The sequence below is a fragment of the Mesorhizobium sp. P3_B5 genome, from assembly GCF_056402815.1.
In genome coordinates, this window is the sequence record NZ_JBFUGR010000005.1 from 239952 (window position 1) to 254095 (window position 14144).

Below are 14144 nucleotides of genomic sequence, written 5' to 3' on the forward strand. Positions count from 1 at the left end.
AGAAAGACAATGCATACAATCGAGACAATTCCCTATGCGTCGCTCGGACCCCGTCCGTCGGCCCGGCGAACCTATGTCAGCCGCCTTGTGTACGTGGTCGCATCGGCCGCGCGCTGGATTGGCAACCTGCTGGAGCGTCGCCGCAGCCGTCTGGCCTTGCTGGAGATGACCGACGAGCAGCTCAAGGATATCGGCGTCTCGCGTTGCGATGCGCACCGCGAGGGCATCAGGCCGTTCTGGGATTAGGACCATCATCCCAAAAAGTGGAATCCGGTTTTTGGAAAAGATCATAGTCAAACAAGAATCATGATCTGGACCGGAGGTCCGGATCGGCTAGCGGACGCTTGACGTCCTGAGGCGCGAGACGCCGCGGTCAACAACGACCGCGATGATGCACAGCACGAGAAAAAGCCCGGTTATGGCCAGCGCCGCGATGGCGACGCTGGCCGTGCCGTTTTTGGCGACATCGAGGAACGGGTAGGGCACTTCGCCGGCTATTGGCGCCCGCGCCAGCGCATAGACCAGGTAGGCGATCGGATAGAGCATCCACCATGAGATGTCGCGCCACCGCGTCGAGCCGTCCGCGCCCGCCACCAGCCACCACAGCACGAACAGCACCGGCGTCACATAGTGCAGCAGGACATCGCAGAGCAGGAACAGCCCTTGCGGCTGCCAAAGCTGCGCCAGTACCGTCGTATTGATGATGAAGACCAGCGCGATGGAAACGGCGATGCCGGCCCGCATGCGCGGCCCGGCAAAGGCCGGCAGCCAGGCATAGCCGCTGGGCGAGAGCAAGGAGACGTGAACCAGCACGGCGCCGATGTTGGTCAGGATGGTGAAGAAGCTGAACAGGAAGACGATGGAGCCGAGCAGGCTGCGGCCGGCTTCCATCGACGCCGGAATGGTGATGCAGAATTGCAGGACAAGCCCGGCCAGACCGATGACCAGACCCGCGATCTGCAGGAACCGGCCCATCGGGCTATGCGGCCGCGTTGCAGGCCGGATTGCCGGCCTGCCAGCGGGCAATGTCCGACCCGATGCGGGCGCCGAGCGGATCGGCCATCAGCGGGCCGAACGCATCGACGTGGCTTGAATTGCCTTGCGCCTGCACGACCAGCAGCGGTTTGCCGCCATAATGCTTGGCCGGCACCAGCAGGAAGCGCGGCGTGCCGCTGAACGAATTCAGCTCATTGGCCATCTGATACGATTTGAAGGCCGGGTCCTTGCTGGCGATCCAGCATTTGTGGGCAGCGATCGCCACCTGCTCCATGGCGAGCAGCGAAGCGCTCTTGCCCATGGGCACCGGCGCGCTCTTTGGCGTCGACTGGCAGGAGGCGAGCACAAAGCAGGCGGTGGCGACAAGACAGAGGCGGGCGATCGTCGATGTCATGCTCAGGCCGCACCCATCTCGAGTTCGGAAAGGAAGATTTTCAGCCCGTCCGTCATCTCACCCCAGACCCGCGACAGCGCCGGGTGCTGCAAGGCGATCTGCTCGTAGGCATCGAACTTCGGATAGGCGTCAAGCAGGTCATGGTGCCCGGTCGTCACCCGGAAATTGTTGAAGATGAAGCGGGTCGGCGTCAGCCAGGCGTCGGCGAAACTGATGTCGTCGCCGAGCGCAAACGGCCCTTGCGCCATGCGGGCCTCGATCGCCGCCAGTCCGTGATGCAGGCGGGCGAATTGCGCCTTGATCTCCGCGTCGTTGCGCTTCGGCACGAAATACAGCTCGAACAGCTTCATCATCGGGGCAAGCACATCGAGATCGGTGATGCGGGCGAACATGCGCACCAGCGCCCGGTCCTTCGAATCCTGCGGCAGCAGTGCCGGCTCCGGAAACCGCTCTTCCAGATATTCGGCGATGACCACCGATTCGACGATGGTTTCGCCGGAGCCGGTGATCAGCACCGGAATCCGGTTGAGTGGCGAAATGGCGCGGAATTCTTCGGGGATTGGAAATCCCGACGGCGGCGCGATCACCTTGAGCGGCACGTTCTTGATGTAGGCCAGCGCCCGCACGATCGACGAGTAGGGCGACAACGGCCGCGAATAGAGTTTCATGACCGTCTCTCCCTAATGTGTTGGATTTGCCCGCTTTTTGCGGTGCTTGCGTTGAGGAAATTCAAGCGGCGATGCCAAGCGCACCTTCGAACAAAGCCCGGCCGTCGCTGCCGCCATGGGCTGTTTCGATCAGGTTTTCGGGGTGCGGCATCAGGCCGAGCACATTGCCCTGGCTGTTGATGATGCCGGCAATGTCGTTGATCGAGCCGTTGGGATTGGTGCCTTCGGCATAGCGGAACACCACCTGGCCTTCACCTTCGAGGCGCGCCAGCGTCTCGGCATCGGCAAAGTAATTGCCGTCATGATGCGCCACCGGTGAGCGGATGATCTGGCCCGGCTGATAGCGGCGGGTGAACATGGTGTTGGCATTGGCGATCTGCAGCTTCACCTCACGGCAGACGAATTTCAGCGAGCTGTTGCGCATCAAGGCGCCCGGCAGCAGGCCGGCCTCGACCAGGATCTGAAAGCCGTTGCAGACGCCGATGACCATGACGCCCTTGGCCGCCTTTTCGGCAACCGCCCGCATGACAGGCATGCGCGCGGCAATCGCCCCGCAGCGCAGATAATCGCCAAACGAGAAGCCGCCCGGAATGGCGATCAGGTCGACATCGGGAATTTCAGTGTCGGTCTGCCAGACGGTGACCGGCGGCGTCCCGGAAATCTTGGTAAGCGCCGCGATCATGTCGCGATCACGGTTGAGGCCAGGCAGAAGAACAACCGCTGATTTCACCTTAGGCTATCTCCACCGCGTAATTCTCAATCACCGTGTTCGCCAGCAGCTTGTCGCACATGGCTTTCAAGTCAGCCTCGGCCTTGGCCTTGTCGGTCTCCGAAAGCTCGACATCGAACACCTTGCCCTGGCGCACCGTGCCGACACCGCCAAAACCGAGCCCGGATAGAGCATGTTCGATCGCCTTGCCTTGCGGGTCGAGCACGCCGGTCTTGAGGGTGACGGTAATGCGGGCCTTGATCACGCTGGACATGCTCCTGTTCGATGTTGAGCGGTAGGATTGTTAGTGCGGCTTGCCTTTGATGCCATCGGTCGAGGCGACAAGCACCGGTCCGGCCGGACGCGGCGGCTCGTTCTCGTTCATGATGCCGAGGCGGCGGGCAACTTCCTGATAGGCTTCGACCAGCCCGCCCATATCGCGACGGAAACGGTCCTTGTCGAGCTTGTCCTGCGTCGCCACGTCCCACAGCCGGCAGGAGTCAGGCGAAATCTCGTCGGCAACGACGATGCGCATCATGTCGCCCTCGAACAGGCGCCCGCATTCGATCTTGAAGTCGACGAGCTGGATGCCGACGCCCAGGAACAGGCCGGAGAGGAAGTCATTGACGCGGATGGCAAGTGCCATGACGTCATCGATTTCCTGCGGGCTGGCCCAGCCGAAAGCGGTGATGTGCTCTTCCGACACCATCGGATCGTCGAGCGCGTCGGCCTTGTAATAGAATTCGATGATCGAGCGCGGCAGAACGGTGCCTTCCTCGATGCCGAGGCGCTTGGACAGTGAACCGGCGGCGACATTGCGCACCACCACTTCGAGCGGAATGATCTCGACTTCCTTGATCAGCTGCTCGCGCATGTTGAGCCGGCGGATGAAGTGGGTCGGAATGCCCATCCGGTTGAGATGGTTGAAAATATACTCGGAAATACGGTTGTTGAGCACGCCCTTGCCGTCGATGACCTCGTGTTTCTTCTTGTTGAACGCGGTCGCATCGTCCTTGAAGAACTGGATCAGCGTGCCCGGTTCGGGTCCTTCATAGAGGATCTTGGCCTTGCCTTCATAAATGCGGCGGCGATTTTTCATCTGATTTTTCTCTGGATTTCCGGGCAGGCGGCTAGCGACCAGTTCCTGTCCGTTAGCCTGAAATAGTGCGGCTACGGTAGGGTTCAATGCCGGGTCTATCCCAATCACATCGTTTGCTCAATCGGCAAATCCTTCCAATCAACCGCTTTCGGGAATGAAATGCCGCAGCGCAGCAAGTAAGGTAGCATATTGACCGACCCGCGGCCTTTTGGTTTGTGCTTCGGCAACACATATTCACCGTCAAACGAATCGGACTGTACCGGAGGGATGCCATGAGCAGCATGAAAGACCGCGAAGAGGGCTTCGAGCGCAAATTCGCATTCGACGAGGAACTTCGGTTCAAGGCCGCGGCGCGCCGCAACAAGGCGCTTGGCCTGTGGGCTGCCGAAAAGCTTGGCAAGACCGGGGCGGACGCTGACGCCTATGCCAAGGAGGTGGTTGTCGCCGACATCGAGGAAGCCGGCGATCACGACGTTTTCCGCAAGATCCGCGCCGATTTCGATGCGGCCGGCGTTGCCCAGTCGGATCATCAGATCCGCCGCACCATGGATGAGCTGATGGCGCAGGCGATCGACCAGATCAAGAACACCTGATCCAGCCGAAGCAGGTTCCGCAAAAGTGTCCTGCGGTTTTGCGACAGAACCTGCGGTGACAAACAAAGAATGACTGGACCAATCGACCGCCCGGCCCATCCGGGCGGTTTTTCTTTGCCTTTGCCGCTGTTTCCGGCTGAAACTGCGTAAGCCAACAAGGAAAATCGCCAATGTCCCTGAAATCACGCCTGGCGGCGGATGAAACGCTGTTCACAGCATGGTCCGGGGTGCCGGATGCCTTGACGGTGGAAATCATCGCCAAGCAGGGGTTCGACGCCGTCACGCTCGACATGCAGCACGGCGGTCATCACGAAGACAGCGTGTTGCGCGGCCTCGTGCCGGTGCTGGCCGCCAACAAGCCGGCGCTGGTGCGCATTCCCGTCGGCCGCTTCGATATGGCCAGCCGCGCACTTGATTTCGGCGCCGAGGCGGTGATTGCGCCGATGGTGAATTCGGTGGCCGACGCAAAACTGTTTGCCGCCGCCATGAAATATCCGCCGCTTGGCGAGCGCTCCTGGGGTCCGACCTATGCCTTTCCGCGCCATGGCAAGGGCGACCAGGCCGAATGGCTGCGCGACACCAACCAGCGCACCATGGCCTTCGCCATGGTCGAGACACTTGCCGCACTCGATGCGCTGGACGGCATCCTCGACACGCCGGGTATTGACGGCATCTTCCTCGGGCCCTCGGATTTCTCGATCGCCTGGTCGAACGGCGCCACCGTCAATTCGACGCTGGAAAGCATGATGGAAACCGTGGCGTCAATCGCCGAGCGGACACGCAAGGCCGGCAAGCATGCCGCGATCTATGTCATCGAGCCGGCCATTGCCGGCCGCGTCGTGGCGATGGGCTACCGCCTGCTGGCCATGGGCTCGGATCACACGCTGATTGCGCTCGGAGCAAAAACCCTGATCAAGAGCGTCAGGGATTCGATCGGATCCTGATCTGTCGGCTTTTCGCAAAGCGGCCCGCGATCAGACATTGGCGGCCTCAGGCGCTGCGGCCACAATGCCGCCGCGGCGTCTAAGCCTGCCAACCAGATTGCCGAGCGCGGCAACCCACCAATTGTTGAAGACCACGAGTGGCAACGCAACGATGATCGAGCCCAGCATCGCCAGGGCGGCGGCGATCGGAGCGGAGCCGCTGGTCAGAAGGGCCCATGATCCCAGGGAGCAAATGACCGGCGCATGCACGAGATAGAGCGGAAACGACAGATCGCCCAGGAAGCGTGCCACTTTGCCCGTCCTCCATGATGGCGCGCTCTCCATCGTCAACACGGCATAGACAAGCATGACGCTGGCCGGGATGGCGACGTAGGCTTGCCGCATCTCGACGCTGAGGCCGTTGAAGTCCAGAATGACCAGGGGACGGTAGGCGCCGACCGCATTTCCGGCATAGCCCAGCAGGGCCAGCGCGACCACCACGGTCACAGCCCTTAACCGCGCACTCGGTCGGAAGGTCCAGCCAAGCACAAGATAGAGCGAAAGGCCAACCGGAAAGGCCACAAGCATGAAGTTGATCGACCATGCCACAAACATGCCGATGAAAAGGGCGACCCAGGCAAGGAGGGGTGTGCGGTCATGCATCAAGAAGAGAATTGGCGCGAGGATAAAGGCGGCAAGACTGCCCCAGAACTCGAACCACATGGTCCACAGGCTGGTGTCGTAATAGTTGTCACCGAAGACGAACGTTCGCCAGGCGCCTTCTGTGAACGCTTCGGAAAAGCTCGCCGTTTCCGGCGACAGCACCTTTGGGGCATAGGCGAAGCTGGCTAGCCAGGGCGACGCGGTCAGCGTGCTCGCTTCGCTGAAGAAGTAGAGATCAAGCTTGAAGACCAGGCAAGAGGCCAGCACCGTGACGAGGACTGGGCCGGCAAGACGCGGCAGGCGTTTGATGGCGGCCAGCCCCAGGTCTTGCATCTTGCGGCTGGTGAAATAGCGTTTCACCACCACGAAAGAAGACAGCACGAAGAACAGATACACGGCTGATGGGCCGTTGAATGCGACGAAGGCGAAGCTTGTCTGCAGCGAGTTGGCCGGACCGTCCGCGAAAATGCCGCTTGCCGAAGGCGCAAACGCAAGCAAAGTATGCCAATTCAGAACGACGAGAGCAGCGACGCCCCTCAGGAACTCAAGTGAATCGTCCTTGCGCAAGCATTGGCCTTTTGTCTCGCTGCAACAGAATCTTGGCTTGTCCGATACGCTACGATTCAAAACACTCTAAATCGACCAGATTAACAGATCCTGACTCCTAGAGATCGGTCAGGAACTTGGCGAAGGTCATCGATCCCTCGGGCCACGGGCCGAAGCCGGAATCCGCGTTGAGGTGACCGGCCTCGCCGGCGTCGATGAACAGCGAGCCCCAGGCGCCGGCAATATCCTCGGCCACGTCGAATGGGCAAAACGGGTCGTTGCGGCTGGCGATCACCACCGAGGGAAAGCCCAACGGCTCGCGCGGGTAGGGACCGAAGGTCATCAGATGCCTGGGCTTTAACCTCGGATTGGCGACATCGGGCGGGGCCACGAAGAAGGCACCGGCGACCGGCCGCTCGAACTGCGGCATGGCCTGGATGGCAGCGGCGACACCAAGCGAATGCGCGACGATGACGACCGGCCGCTCGGCCTCGTTGACCGCCTTGGCCACGCTCGCAGTCCAGTCTTCGCGCACCGGCTTCGACCATTCCGCCTGCTCGACGCGGCGTGCCGTCGACAGTTTTGACTGCCACCGGCTCTGCCAATGCTCGGGGCCGGAATTGGTGTAGCCCGGCACGATGAGAATATCTGCTTCCCTGACTTTCATGGCGCTGAAATAGCGAGCACTGCTGCGTCATGCAACCGTGATGAGCCGCGCAGCTGATCACAATAGTGAACACCATGTTCGCTTCTCGCCATCTTGTGTGAACGATGCCGATCGACGATCTGTCGTCAGGAAGAGAAAGACGACGTACAGTGATCGCTGGCGCCGGGTCCTTGGCTTTTGGGGGCTCGTCGGACGCCGGCCGAATGGAGCATCAGATGAGTGAACTGCCCTTTGCCGCCACGACTCCCGTCAGCGTTGCCCGCGTCGGGTTGAAGGCGCGCGACTCCGAAAATCTCGCCGCGTACTACCGCCAGGTCGTCGGCCTGCAGGAATTGAGCCGCGCCGACGGCGCCATCTCGCTCGGCGCCGCCAACCGTCCGCTGCTCGTCATCGAGGCGGATGCGGCGGCAAAGCCCGACGATCCGCGCAGCGCTGGCCTGTTCCACACCGCCTTCCTGTTGCCGAGCCGCGCCGATCTCGGCCGCTGGATCAACCATGCCGCCACCAACAAGATCCGCATCGAAGGCGCATCAGACCATCTGGTCAGCGAGGCGCTCTATTTGACCGACCCCGAAGGCAACGGCATCGAAATCTATGCCGACCGCCTGCCGAGGGATTGGAAATGGAATGGCGACAAGATCGCCATGGCGACCGAGCGGCTGAACCTGCCGTCTGTCGTCGCCGATGTGCCGGCGGGCGACGCCGGCTGGCAGGGCGCGCCGGAAAACAGCATTGTCGGCCATGTGCATCTGCGCGTCGGCAGGCCGGAAGACGCCGAAGCCTGGTGGAACCAGGAGTTCGGTTTCGACACGGTGGCGAAATATGGCGGCCAGGCGGTGTTTCTGTCGTCCGGCGGCTATCACCATCACATCGGCGCCAACGCCTGGCACAGCGCCGGCGCCGGCCGCCGCGATCCGTCTCGCACGGGTCTCGCCTGGGTCGAGATGCGCTCGGACAATGTGACCGGCGAAACCACGCGTGAAGATCCGTGGGGCACGGTCATAAGGACTGTTCCCGGCAAGGCGTGATTGGACTGTGGCACAGCTTCCTTCCCCCCGTCACTATACGGGGAGAAGGGAGCTTACCTATCCAAACACGCGCCTGAAGATCGTGTCGACATGCTTGGTGTGATAGCCAAGGTCGAATTTCTCGCGGATCTCGGCTTCGGGCAGGGCTGCCGTGACTTCCTTGTCGGCCAGAAGTTCCTCAAGGAAATCAGCGCCTTGCTCCCAAACTTTCATGGCGTTGCGCTGTACCAGCCGGTAGGAATCTTCGCGCGATAGGCCGGCCTGCGTCAGCGCCAGCATGACGCGCTGCGAATGCACCAGGCCGCGGAACTTGTTCATGTTCTTCAGCATGTTGTCGGGGTAGACGAGCAGCTTGTCGACGACGCTGGTCAGCCGTGACAGCGCGAAATCGAGCGTCACCGTCGCATCCGGCCCGATCATACGTTCGACGGAGGAGTGCGAAATGTCGCGCTCGTGCCAGAGCGCCACGTTCTCCATCGCCGGCAGCGCGAAGGAGCGCACCATGCGGGCAAGGCCGGTGAGGTTTTCGGTCAGCACCGGATTGCGCTTGTGCGGCATTGCCGACGAACCCTTTTGGCCCGGCGAAAAATATTCTTCCGCCTCCAGCACTTCGGTGCGCTGCAAATGGCGGATTTCGATCGACAGCCGCTCGATCGACGAGGCGATGACCCCCAGCGTGGCGAAGAACATGGCGTGGCGATCACGCGGGATGACCTGTGTCGACACCGGCTCCGGCTTCAGCCCGAGCTTCTTGGCCACATGCTCTTCGACATAGGGGTCGATATTGGCGAAAGTGCCGACCGCGCCCGAAATGGCGCAGGTGGCGATATCCTCCCGAGCGTGCACCAGCCGCTCGCGGCAGCGCGAGAATTCGGCATAGGCCTGCGCCAGCTTGATGCCGAAAGTGGTCGGCTCGGCATGGATACCATGGCTGCGGCCGATGGTGACGGTGTCCTTGTGCTCGAAGGCGCGGCGCTTGAGTGCGGCAAGCAGGCCGTCAATGTCGGCGAGCAGGATGTCGCTGGCGCGCGTCAACTGCACCGCAAAGCAGGTGTCGAGAACATCCGACGAGGTCATGCCCTGGTGGATGAAGCGGGCGTCCGGTCCGACGAATTCGCCAAGATGAGTCAGGAAAGCGATGACGTCGTGCTTGGTGACGCGCTCGATCTCGTCGATCGCCTCGACATCGAATTTCGCCGCGCTGCCCTTTTCCCAGATGGTTTTCGCCGCTTCCTTCGGGATGACGCCGAGTTCGGCCAGCGCATCGCACGCATAGGCTTCGATCTCGAACCAGATGCGGAACCGGGTTTCTGGCGACCAGATGGCGACCATTTCCGGCCGGGAATAGCGAGGGATCATCGGTCAGTCCTGACGTGTCGAGAGCTTTTGCCCGCGTCCTAACAGAGGCAGACAAAATGCTCAACGCTGCCGGCGCGCAAACCAGACGCTGGCGAGCGCCAACGCGATGAAACCGAGTGGAAAATAGAGCCGGATGCCCAGGACGACGAACTGGTAGAGCGCCGTCAACATCGTGAACACGAACTGGAAGGCCCAGGTGATGGTGAAGGCGGGCGAATGCCACTCGGCGTAGTAGGAGCGGTATTGCAGCGCGAATAGCCCGCCGGTGAAGCCGATCGTCGCGACGAGGAGGCAGACAAAGGCCGCCGCCAGGGCGACTTCCCAATGCCGTCCAAGCGAGACCAGCCGGGCCGCGAACAGGCCGACCGGAAAGGCCAGCGCGCCGCCGGCGGCAAACAGCAAGAAGACGAAGCGGATCTTCGCCGGGGTTTCCCAATCGTCCAGCCACAGATTGACCAGCGCGCTGACGCCCATCGCCGCAGCCCACAGCAAGGCGCCGAAAAGAGCGACCCGAAGCGAGGGCAGGGCACGCCGGACTCGGCCCGGCAAACGCTCGGAGCCTGGGTTGGGTGTTGCGGATTGAACAGGAGGTGTCACAGGCGGCCGGTCACCGCGATCCAGCGAAAATCCGGCCCTTCGAAGCCGTATTGGCGCACTGCGATCAGCACCGCATAGGTGCTGATGCTGTCCATTGAAAACGTCTGCACCGCGCCGATCCGGTAGCCGTTCGGGCACCCTCGGCTCTTGGGGATCGATTTGTCCTGATGCAGCAGGTGGGTCTGGCCGCCGTCGTTCGCCTCGATGCGCAGCAGGCGAAAACCGTTGATTTCGCCGTAGCTTTGGCAGGCTTCGGTGTCATTCATGCCAATCTCATCGAGCCGGAACTCGAGCGGGGGATCGACCGGCGAAAAGATGGGGCGCGGGTTCACCACCATGCGGAACGGGTCGGCCGAAAGTTCGGTCACCGGGTTGAAGCCGGCAGTGATGCCACGATTGGCCGTGAGCTCCGCCTGCTTGACGATCGCCTCGCCTTTTTGCCGCGCCTGGAGGCGCGCTGCGTCGAGCGTGGCATTCTCGTCGTCTAGCCGGACCCGGATCGGCGTGCCCGGCAGGAAACTGTCGTTGCTGGTGTCGATGTAATAGCGGTTGGCATAGGGAAAGCCCGACCCGTCATAGACGCCATACTCCTCGAAGGCGAAGACGCCGCCATCCCCAGTGAAGCCTAGGATTTCAAGCTCGGCGACATCGCCGGCACGGGCGGCGATGGATGTCGCAAACTGGGCAAGCAAGGAAACGGCAAGCAGGACAAATATTCGCATCGGGATTTCGCTCCGGCAGCCAATGTCGACCGATCACCTATCACGACGCGGTCAAAACGTCGTGCTGTCTAAAACACAAGGTCGATGCATCCAATCCCGCCGCCATTAGTTGTTGTCGGCAGCTTCAACGGAGACCCACCATGACCGACACCAGCAAAATTCGCGAACATATGGAAGTCATCGGCGCCGACGGCGTCCATGTCGGCACGGTCGACAAGATCGAGGGCGAACGAATCAAGCTGACCAAGCTCGACAGCGGGCAGGGCAGTCACAAGGGGCATCACCACTATATCCCGTCGAGCCTGATCGCCGAGGTCGAGGGCAACAAGGTGCGCCTGTCTGCAAACTCGGATGTCGCAGTCACTTTCGAGGAAGAAAAATCCGATCCCGCCTGATCATACCGTCGCGCCTTCAGCGCGACGACCACACCGGAAACAGGTCGCTATCGGCTGGCGTCGCGGCAAAGACACCACGGCTGATGGCGCGCGCCATAGTGGCGCCGGCCGCTGCAAAGAGGTCGACTGCCGCGTCGGCCGTCAGCTCGATGCCACTCTTGCCCGTCGCCAGCGCGAACACCAGATCGCCATCGGCCGGCGTGTGGACTGGCCAGATGGCGCGGACGAAACCGTCATGCGCCGATATCGCCAGGCGTTTGGCCGCAGCCTTGGTGAGAACGGCGTCGGTGGCGATGACGGCGATGGTGGTGTTGCCGCCGGCCTGTCCCGTGAAATGCTTGTCGCGATATTTCAGCAGGATTGTTTTCGCATCCTCCGGCATCGGCGACGGATATCCGAGCCCGCCGAATTCATCGCCGATCTCGAATGGCGCCGCCCAGAAATGCCTGGTTCGGGCGACAGTGACCGAGCCGGTCGGATTGACGGCGGCGAGCGCGCCGATGGTGACGCCGCTGTCCAACATTGTCGAGGCCGAGCCAAGTCCGCCCTTCAGGCCGGAACTCAGCGCGCCGGTGCCGGCGCCGGCCGTGCCGAGCGCAAAGTCGATTGCCGCGGCCTGCGCCGCTTCATAGCCAAGGTCGCGATAGGGCGGATAGCGGCCCCAATCCTTGTCGCCGCCATTGCGCAGGTCAAACAGGATGGCCGCCGGCACGATCGGCACGCGAAAGCCGCCGACCTCCACGCCGATGCCTTTCTCGCGCAATGCCGCCTGCACGCCGGAAGCGGCATCGAGGCCGAAGGCCGAGCCGCCGGAAAGCACCACGGCATGGATGGCCTCGATCGAATTGTGCGGTTCGAGCAGATCGGTTTCGCGCGTGCCCGGCGCGCCGCCCAATACCTGCACGCCGGCGACCGCCGGTTCGTCGCACAGCACGGTGGTCACCCCCGACTTCAGCCTGGCATCGGATGCATGGCCGACCCGCAGGCCGGCGACGTCGGTGATGAGATTGCGCGGACCGGTGCGGAACATCAGTTGGTCTCCGCCGGCACGAAATGGGTGCCGTCGTAGCGGTAGGCACGGAAGGGGTTGTGGCTGAGGTCGCCCTTTTCATCGAAGCGGATCGGCCCGATCGCTGTGGTGAAATCATGCGCGGTGAGCGCCTCGGTCAGCGGCTTGCCGGTGGTTTCCGAAAGAGCAGACGCGGCCTTGGCGATTTCCACCGCCGCATAGGCCGGCAGTGTGTAGCCATCGGGCGCAATGTTCTGTGCGGCAAACGCTTCCAGCACCTTGGGATCGGCGACTTCGGCCCATTCGGGCGGCGCGATCATCAGCGTGCCCGTGGCATAGGGCACGTCGCCGGGCGGCGTGCGCATGTTCTCGCCGCCGGCAAAGACGATGCCGGCTTCGAGCTGGCCGGCGTCGCGGCCCATGATGGCGATGTCGTCACCATCGCCGCCGGCAAACACACGGGTCGCGCCGGCCTTCTTAAGTCGGCCGATCAAGCCGATCTGGTTGTCGAGTTGCGGCCGGAACGTGTCGACGAACACCGGCTTCAACGCCGCCTGCTCGGCCGCGGCGCGAAACGTCTCGGCCATTTCGCGGCCATAGATGGTGCCGTCGTCGACGATGGCGAACAGCTCGTTTTGCCACAGGCGGGTGAGGATGGCTGCAACGGCGTTGCGTTCGTCGTCGCCGCGCGGCCCAAGACGATAGACCGGCCAGCCGGTCTTGGCGCGGCGGTCTGTCAGGCTTTCGGTGCGCACGCCAACGGTGATGACCGGGATGTTGGCATCCTTCAGGATCGGCAGCGCCGCCTCGATCGCGTCGGTGCAGAGAAAGCCGACGACCACGCTGACCTTTGCTGCAACGAAATCCCTTGCGGCGGCAGCGCCGCCATCGGCCGTGCAGGCATCGTCGACAGTCCGAAGCTCGACGCCGTTCGCCTCGGCTGCAAGGCCGGCGCCCGTCTCGATCTGCTTGCCCAGCAGCGCCGACGGCCCCGACAAGGGCGCGGCGACGCCGACCAGCAGCGTCTGCGCGTTCGCTCCGCCGGCCACAAACAGCCAGACCAGCGCCGCTATTGTTCTTGTCCAGGGTCGCATTCGAGCGATGGATTCCTCCGTGCCGGCTTTACGCTACTGGCACTATTTGCCGCCAAGACCTAAAGGCTGCCCGGCCTTGGTGCAACACGCTAATTCCGGGAATACAGGTCAACCACTTCGCTTGTGGCATATCGTATGCCGCCATATATAACGCTTGGGTTCTGACTGTGGAAAATCATCCGTGCTGAAGAAGAACGACATCGGACCGCAGGCCTATCGCGACGCGATGGCCCATTTTGCCGGTCACGTCCACGTGGTCACCACCGACGGTCCCGCCGGCAGACGCGGCGCAACCGTCATCGCCGCCTGTTCGGTATCGGACACGCCGCCGACCATTCTGGTCTGCCTCAACCGCGAAAATCCCAAGAACGAGCCGTTCGTCAAGAACGGCAAATTCGCCCTCAATACGCTGGCTTCGGACCAGGAGCCGCTGTCGATCGGCTTTTCCGGCATCACCGGCCTGCCGGTTGAGGAGCGCTTTGCGCTCGGCGAATGGGATGTCATCTCGACCGGCGCGCCGACGCTGAAGGGCGCGCTTGCCGTGTTCGACTGCGAACTCATCGACACCAAGGATCTGGCCACCCATCGTGTGCTTTTTGGCAAGGTGACAGGGTTGCGCATGGGCGATAATTTGCGGCCGCTGATCTACCACAACCGCGGCTACCACGTTCTGTGAAACGGA

General features: G+C 62.4%; 19 protein-coding genes. 6 read left to right on the plus strand and 13 right to left on the minus strand.

All coding sequences use genetic code 11. The features are described from left to right. Positions 1 to 9 precede the first annotated feature (9 nt). A complete protein-coding gene (locus AC1DVW_RS15350) occupies positions 10 to 246 on the plus strand; it encodes a DUF1127 domain-containing protein (protein WP_477324129.1) in 237 nt (78 codons plus the stop codon). 87 nt (positions 247 to 333) lie between these two features. On the opposite strand, the gene AC1DVW_RS15355 is transcribed toward AC1DVW_RS15350, so the two are convergent. The 6 genes from AC1DVW_RS15355 to purC form a co-directional block, all read right to left on the minus strand. Next, positions 334 to 975, minus strand: coding sequence for a Pr6Pr family membrane protein (locus AC1DVW_RS15355; protein WP_477324131.1), 642 nt, complete (start codon positions 973 to 975; stop codon positions 334 to 336). A gap of 4 nt (positions 976 to 979) precedes the next feature. Next, complete coding sequence (locus tag AC1DVW_RS15360) at positions 980 to 1390, minus strand: hypothetical protein (protein WP_477269385.1); 411 nt, start codon at positions 1388 to 1390, stop codon at positions 980 to 982. Between the two features lie 2 nt (positions 1391 to 1392). Continuing rightward, a complete protein-coding gene (locus tag AC1DVW_RS15365; RefSeq protein ID WP_477324133.1) occupies positions 1393 to 2058 on the minus strand; it encodes a glutathione S-transferase family protein in 666 nt (221 codons plus the stop codon). Between the two features lie 61 nt (positions 2059 to 2119). Then, positions 2120 to 2788, minus strand: a complete 669-nt coding sequence (gene purQ / locus AC1DVW_RS15370) for a phosphoribosylformylglycinamidine synthase subunit PurQ (RefSeq protein ID WP_477324135.1) — start codon at positions 2786 to 2788, stop codon at positions 2120 to 2122. A gap of 1 nt (position 2789) precedes the next feature. Beyond that, a complete protein-coding gene (gene purS / locus AC1DVW_RS15375; protein WP_477269993.1) occupies positions 2790 to 3032 on the minus strand; it encodes a phosphoribosylformylglycinamidine synthase subunit PurS in 243 nt (80 codons plus the stop codon). 39 nt (positions 3033 to 3071) lie between these two features. Beyond that, the gene (gene purC / locus AC1DVW_RS15380; RefSeq protein WP_477242952.1) at positions 3072 to 3866 is read right to left on the minus strand and encodes a phosphoribosylaminoimidazolesuccinocarboxamide synthase; all 795 of its coding nucleotides are present in this window, start codon (positions 3864 to 3866) and stop codon (positions 3072 to 3074) included. A 272-nt stretch (positions 3867 to 4138) separates the two neighbouring features. Here purC and AC1DVW_RS15385 point away from each other — a divergent pair, with 272 nt between their 5' ends. Both AC1DVW_RS15385 and AC1DVW_RS15390 read left to right on the plus strand, forming a co-directional pair. Continuing rightward, on the plus strand, positions 4139 to 4459 hold the full coding sequence (locus tag AC1DVW_RS15385) for a DUF1476 domain-containing protein (protein ID WP_477242953.1): 321 nt from the start codon (positions 4139 to 4141) through the stop codon (positions 4457 to 4459). A 170-nt stretch (positions 4460 to 4629) separates the two neighbouring features. Then, the gene (locus AC1DVW_RS15390) at positions 4630 to 5403 is read left to right on the plus strand and encodes an HpcH/HpaI aldolase family protein (RefSeq protein ID WP_477324137.1); all 774 of its coding nucleotides are present in this window, start codon (positions 4630 to 4632) and stop codon (positions 5401 to 5403) included. A gap of 30 nt (positions 5404 to 5433) precedes the next feature. On the opposite strand, the gene AC1DVW_RS15395 is transcribed toward AC1DVW_RS15390, so the two are convergent. Then, the gene (locus AC1DVW_RS15395) at positions 5434 to 6612 is read right to left on the minus strand and encodes an acyltransferase family protein (RefSeq protein ID WP_477324139.1); all 1179 of its coding nucleotides are present in this window, start codon (positions 6610 to 6612) and stop codon (positions 5434 to 5436) included. A gap of 97 nt (positions 6613 to 6709) precedes the next feature. Further along, the gene (locus AC1DVW_RS15400) at positions 6710 to 7258 is read right to left on the minus strand and encodes an RBBP9/YdeN family alpha/beta hydrolase (protein ID WP_477324141.1); all 549 of its coding nucleotides are present in this window, start codon (positions 7256 to 7258) and stop codon (positions 6710 to 6712) included. Positions 7259 to 7473: 215 nt separating this feature from the next. Here AC1DVW_RS15400 and AC1DVW_RS15405 point away from each other — a divergent pair, with 215 nt between their 5' ends. Beyond that, positions 7474 to 8286 (plus strand): VOC family protein, encoded by an 813-nt coding sequence (locus AC1DVW_RS15405; protein WP_477324143.1) that lies wholly within the window; start codon positions 7474 to 7476, stop codon positions 8284 to 8286. Between the two features lie 57 nt (positions 8287 to 8343). Here AC1DVW_RS15405 and purB read toward each other — a convergent pair whose 3' ends face one another. The 3 genes from purB to AC1DVW_RS15420 all read right to left on the minus strand — a co-directional run bounded on the left by purB (position 8344) and on the right by AC1DVW_RS15420 (position 10964). After that, positions 8344 to 9645, minus strand: a complete 1302-nt coding sequence (purB, locus tag AC1DVW_RS15410; RefSeq protein ID WP_477242958.1) for an adenylosuccinate lyase — start codon at positions 9643 to 9645, stop codon at positions 8344 to 8346. A gap of 60 nt (positions 9646 to 9705) precedes the next feature. Next, entirely contained in the window at positions 9706 to 10119 is a 414-nt protein-coding gene (locus AC1DVW_RS15415) for a hypothetical protein (RefSeq protein ID WP_477242959.1), read from the minus strand. 119 nt (positions 10120 to 10238) lie between these two features. Next, on the minus strand, positions 10239 to 10964 hold the full coding sequence (locus AC1DVW_RS15420) for a DUF2259 domain-containing protein (RefSeq protein ID WP_477324145.1): 726 nt from the start codon (positions 10962 to 10964) through the stop codon (positions 10239 to 10241). Between the two features lie 140 nt (positions 10965 to 11104). Between AC1DVW_RS15420 and AC1DVW_RS15425 the strand changes: the two genes are divergently transcribed. Then, the gene (locus AC1DVW_RS15425; protein ID WP_477324147.1) at positions 11105 to 11359 is read left to right on the plus strand and encodes a DUF2171 domain-containing protein; all 255 of its coding nucleotides are present in this window, start codon (positions 11105 to 11107) and stop codon (positions 11357 to 11359) included. Between the two features lie 16 nt (positions 11360 to 11375). Here the strand turns inward: AC1DVW_RS15425 and AC1DVW_RS15430 are convergent, their stop codons facing one another. Together AC1DVW_RS15430 and AC1DVW_RS15435 are read right to left on the minus strand one after the other, a co-directional pair. Next, on the minus strand, positions 11376 to 12389 hold the full coding sequence (locus AC1DVW_RS15430) for a P1 family peptidase (RefSeq protein WP_477324149.1): 1014 nt from the start codon (positions 12387 to 12389) through the stop codon (positions 11376 to 11378). After that, entirely contained in the window at positions 12389 to 13462 is a 1074-nt protein-coding gene (locus AC1DVW_RS15435; protein WP_477324151.1) for a branched-chain amino acid ABC transporter substrate-binding protein, read from the minus strand. Before AC1DVW_RS15435 ends, AC1DVW_RS15430 begins: the two co-directional genes overlap by 1 nt. 181 nt (positions 13463 to 13643) lie before the next feature. Between AC1DVW_RS15435 and AC1DVW_RS15440 the strand changes: the two genes are divergently transcribed. Beyond that, a complete protein-coding gene (locus tag AC1DVW_RS15440) occupies positions 13644 to 14138 on the plus strand; it encodes a flavin reductase (RefSeq protein WP_477269407.1) in 495 nt (164 codons plus the stop codon). The last annotated feature ends 6 nt before the right edge of the window (positions 14139 to 14144 follow it).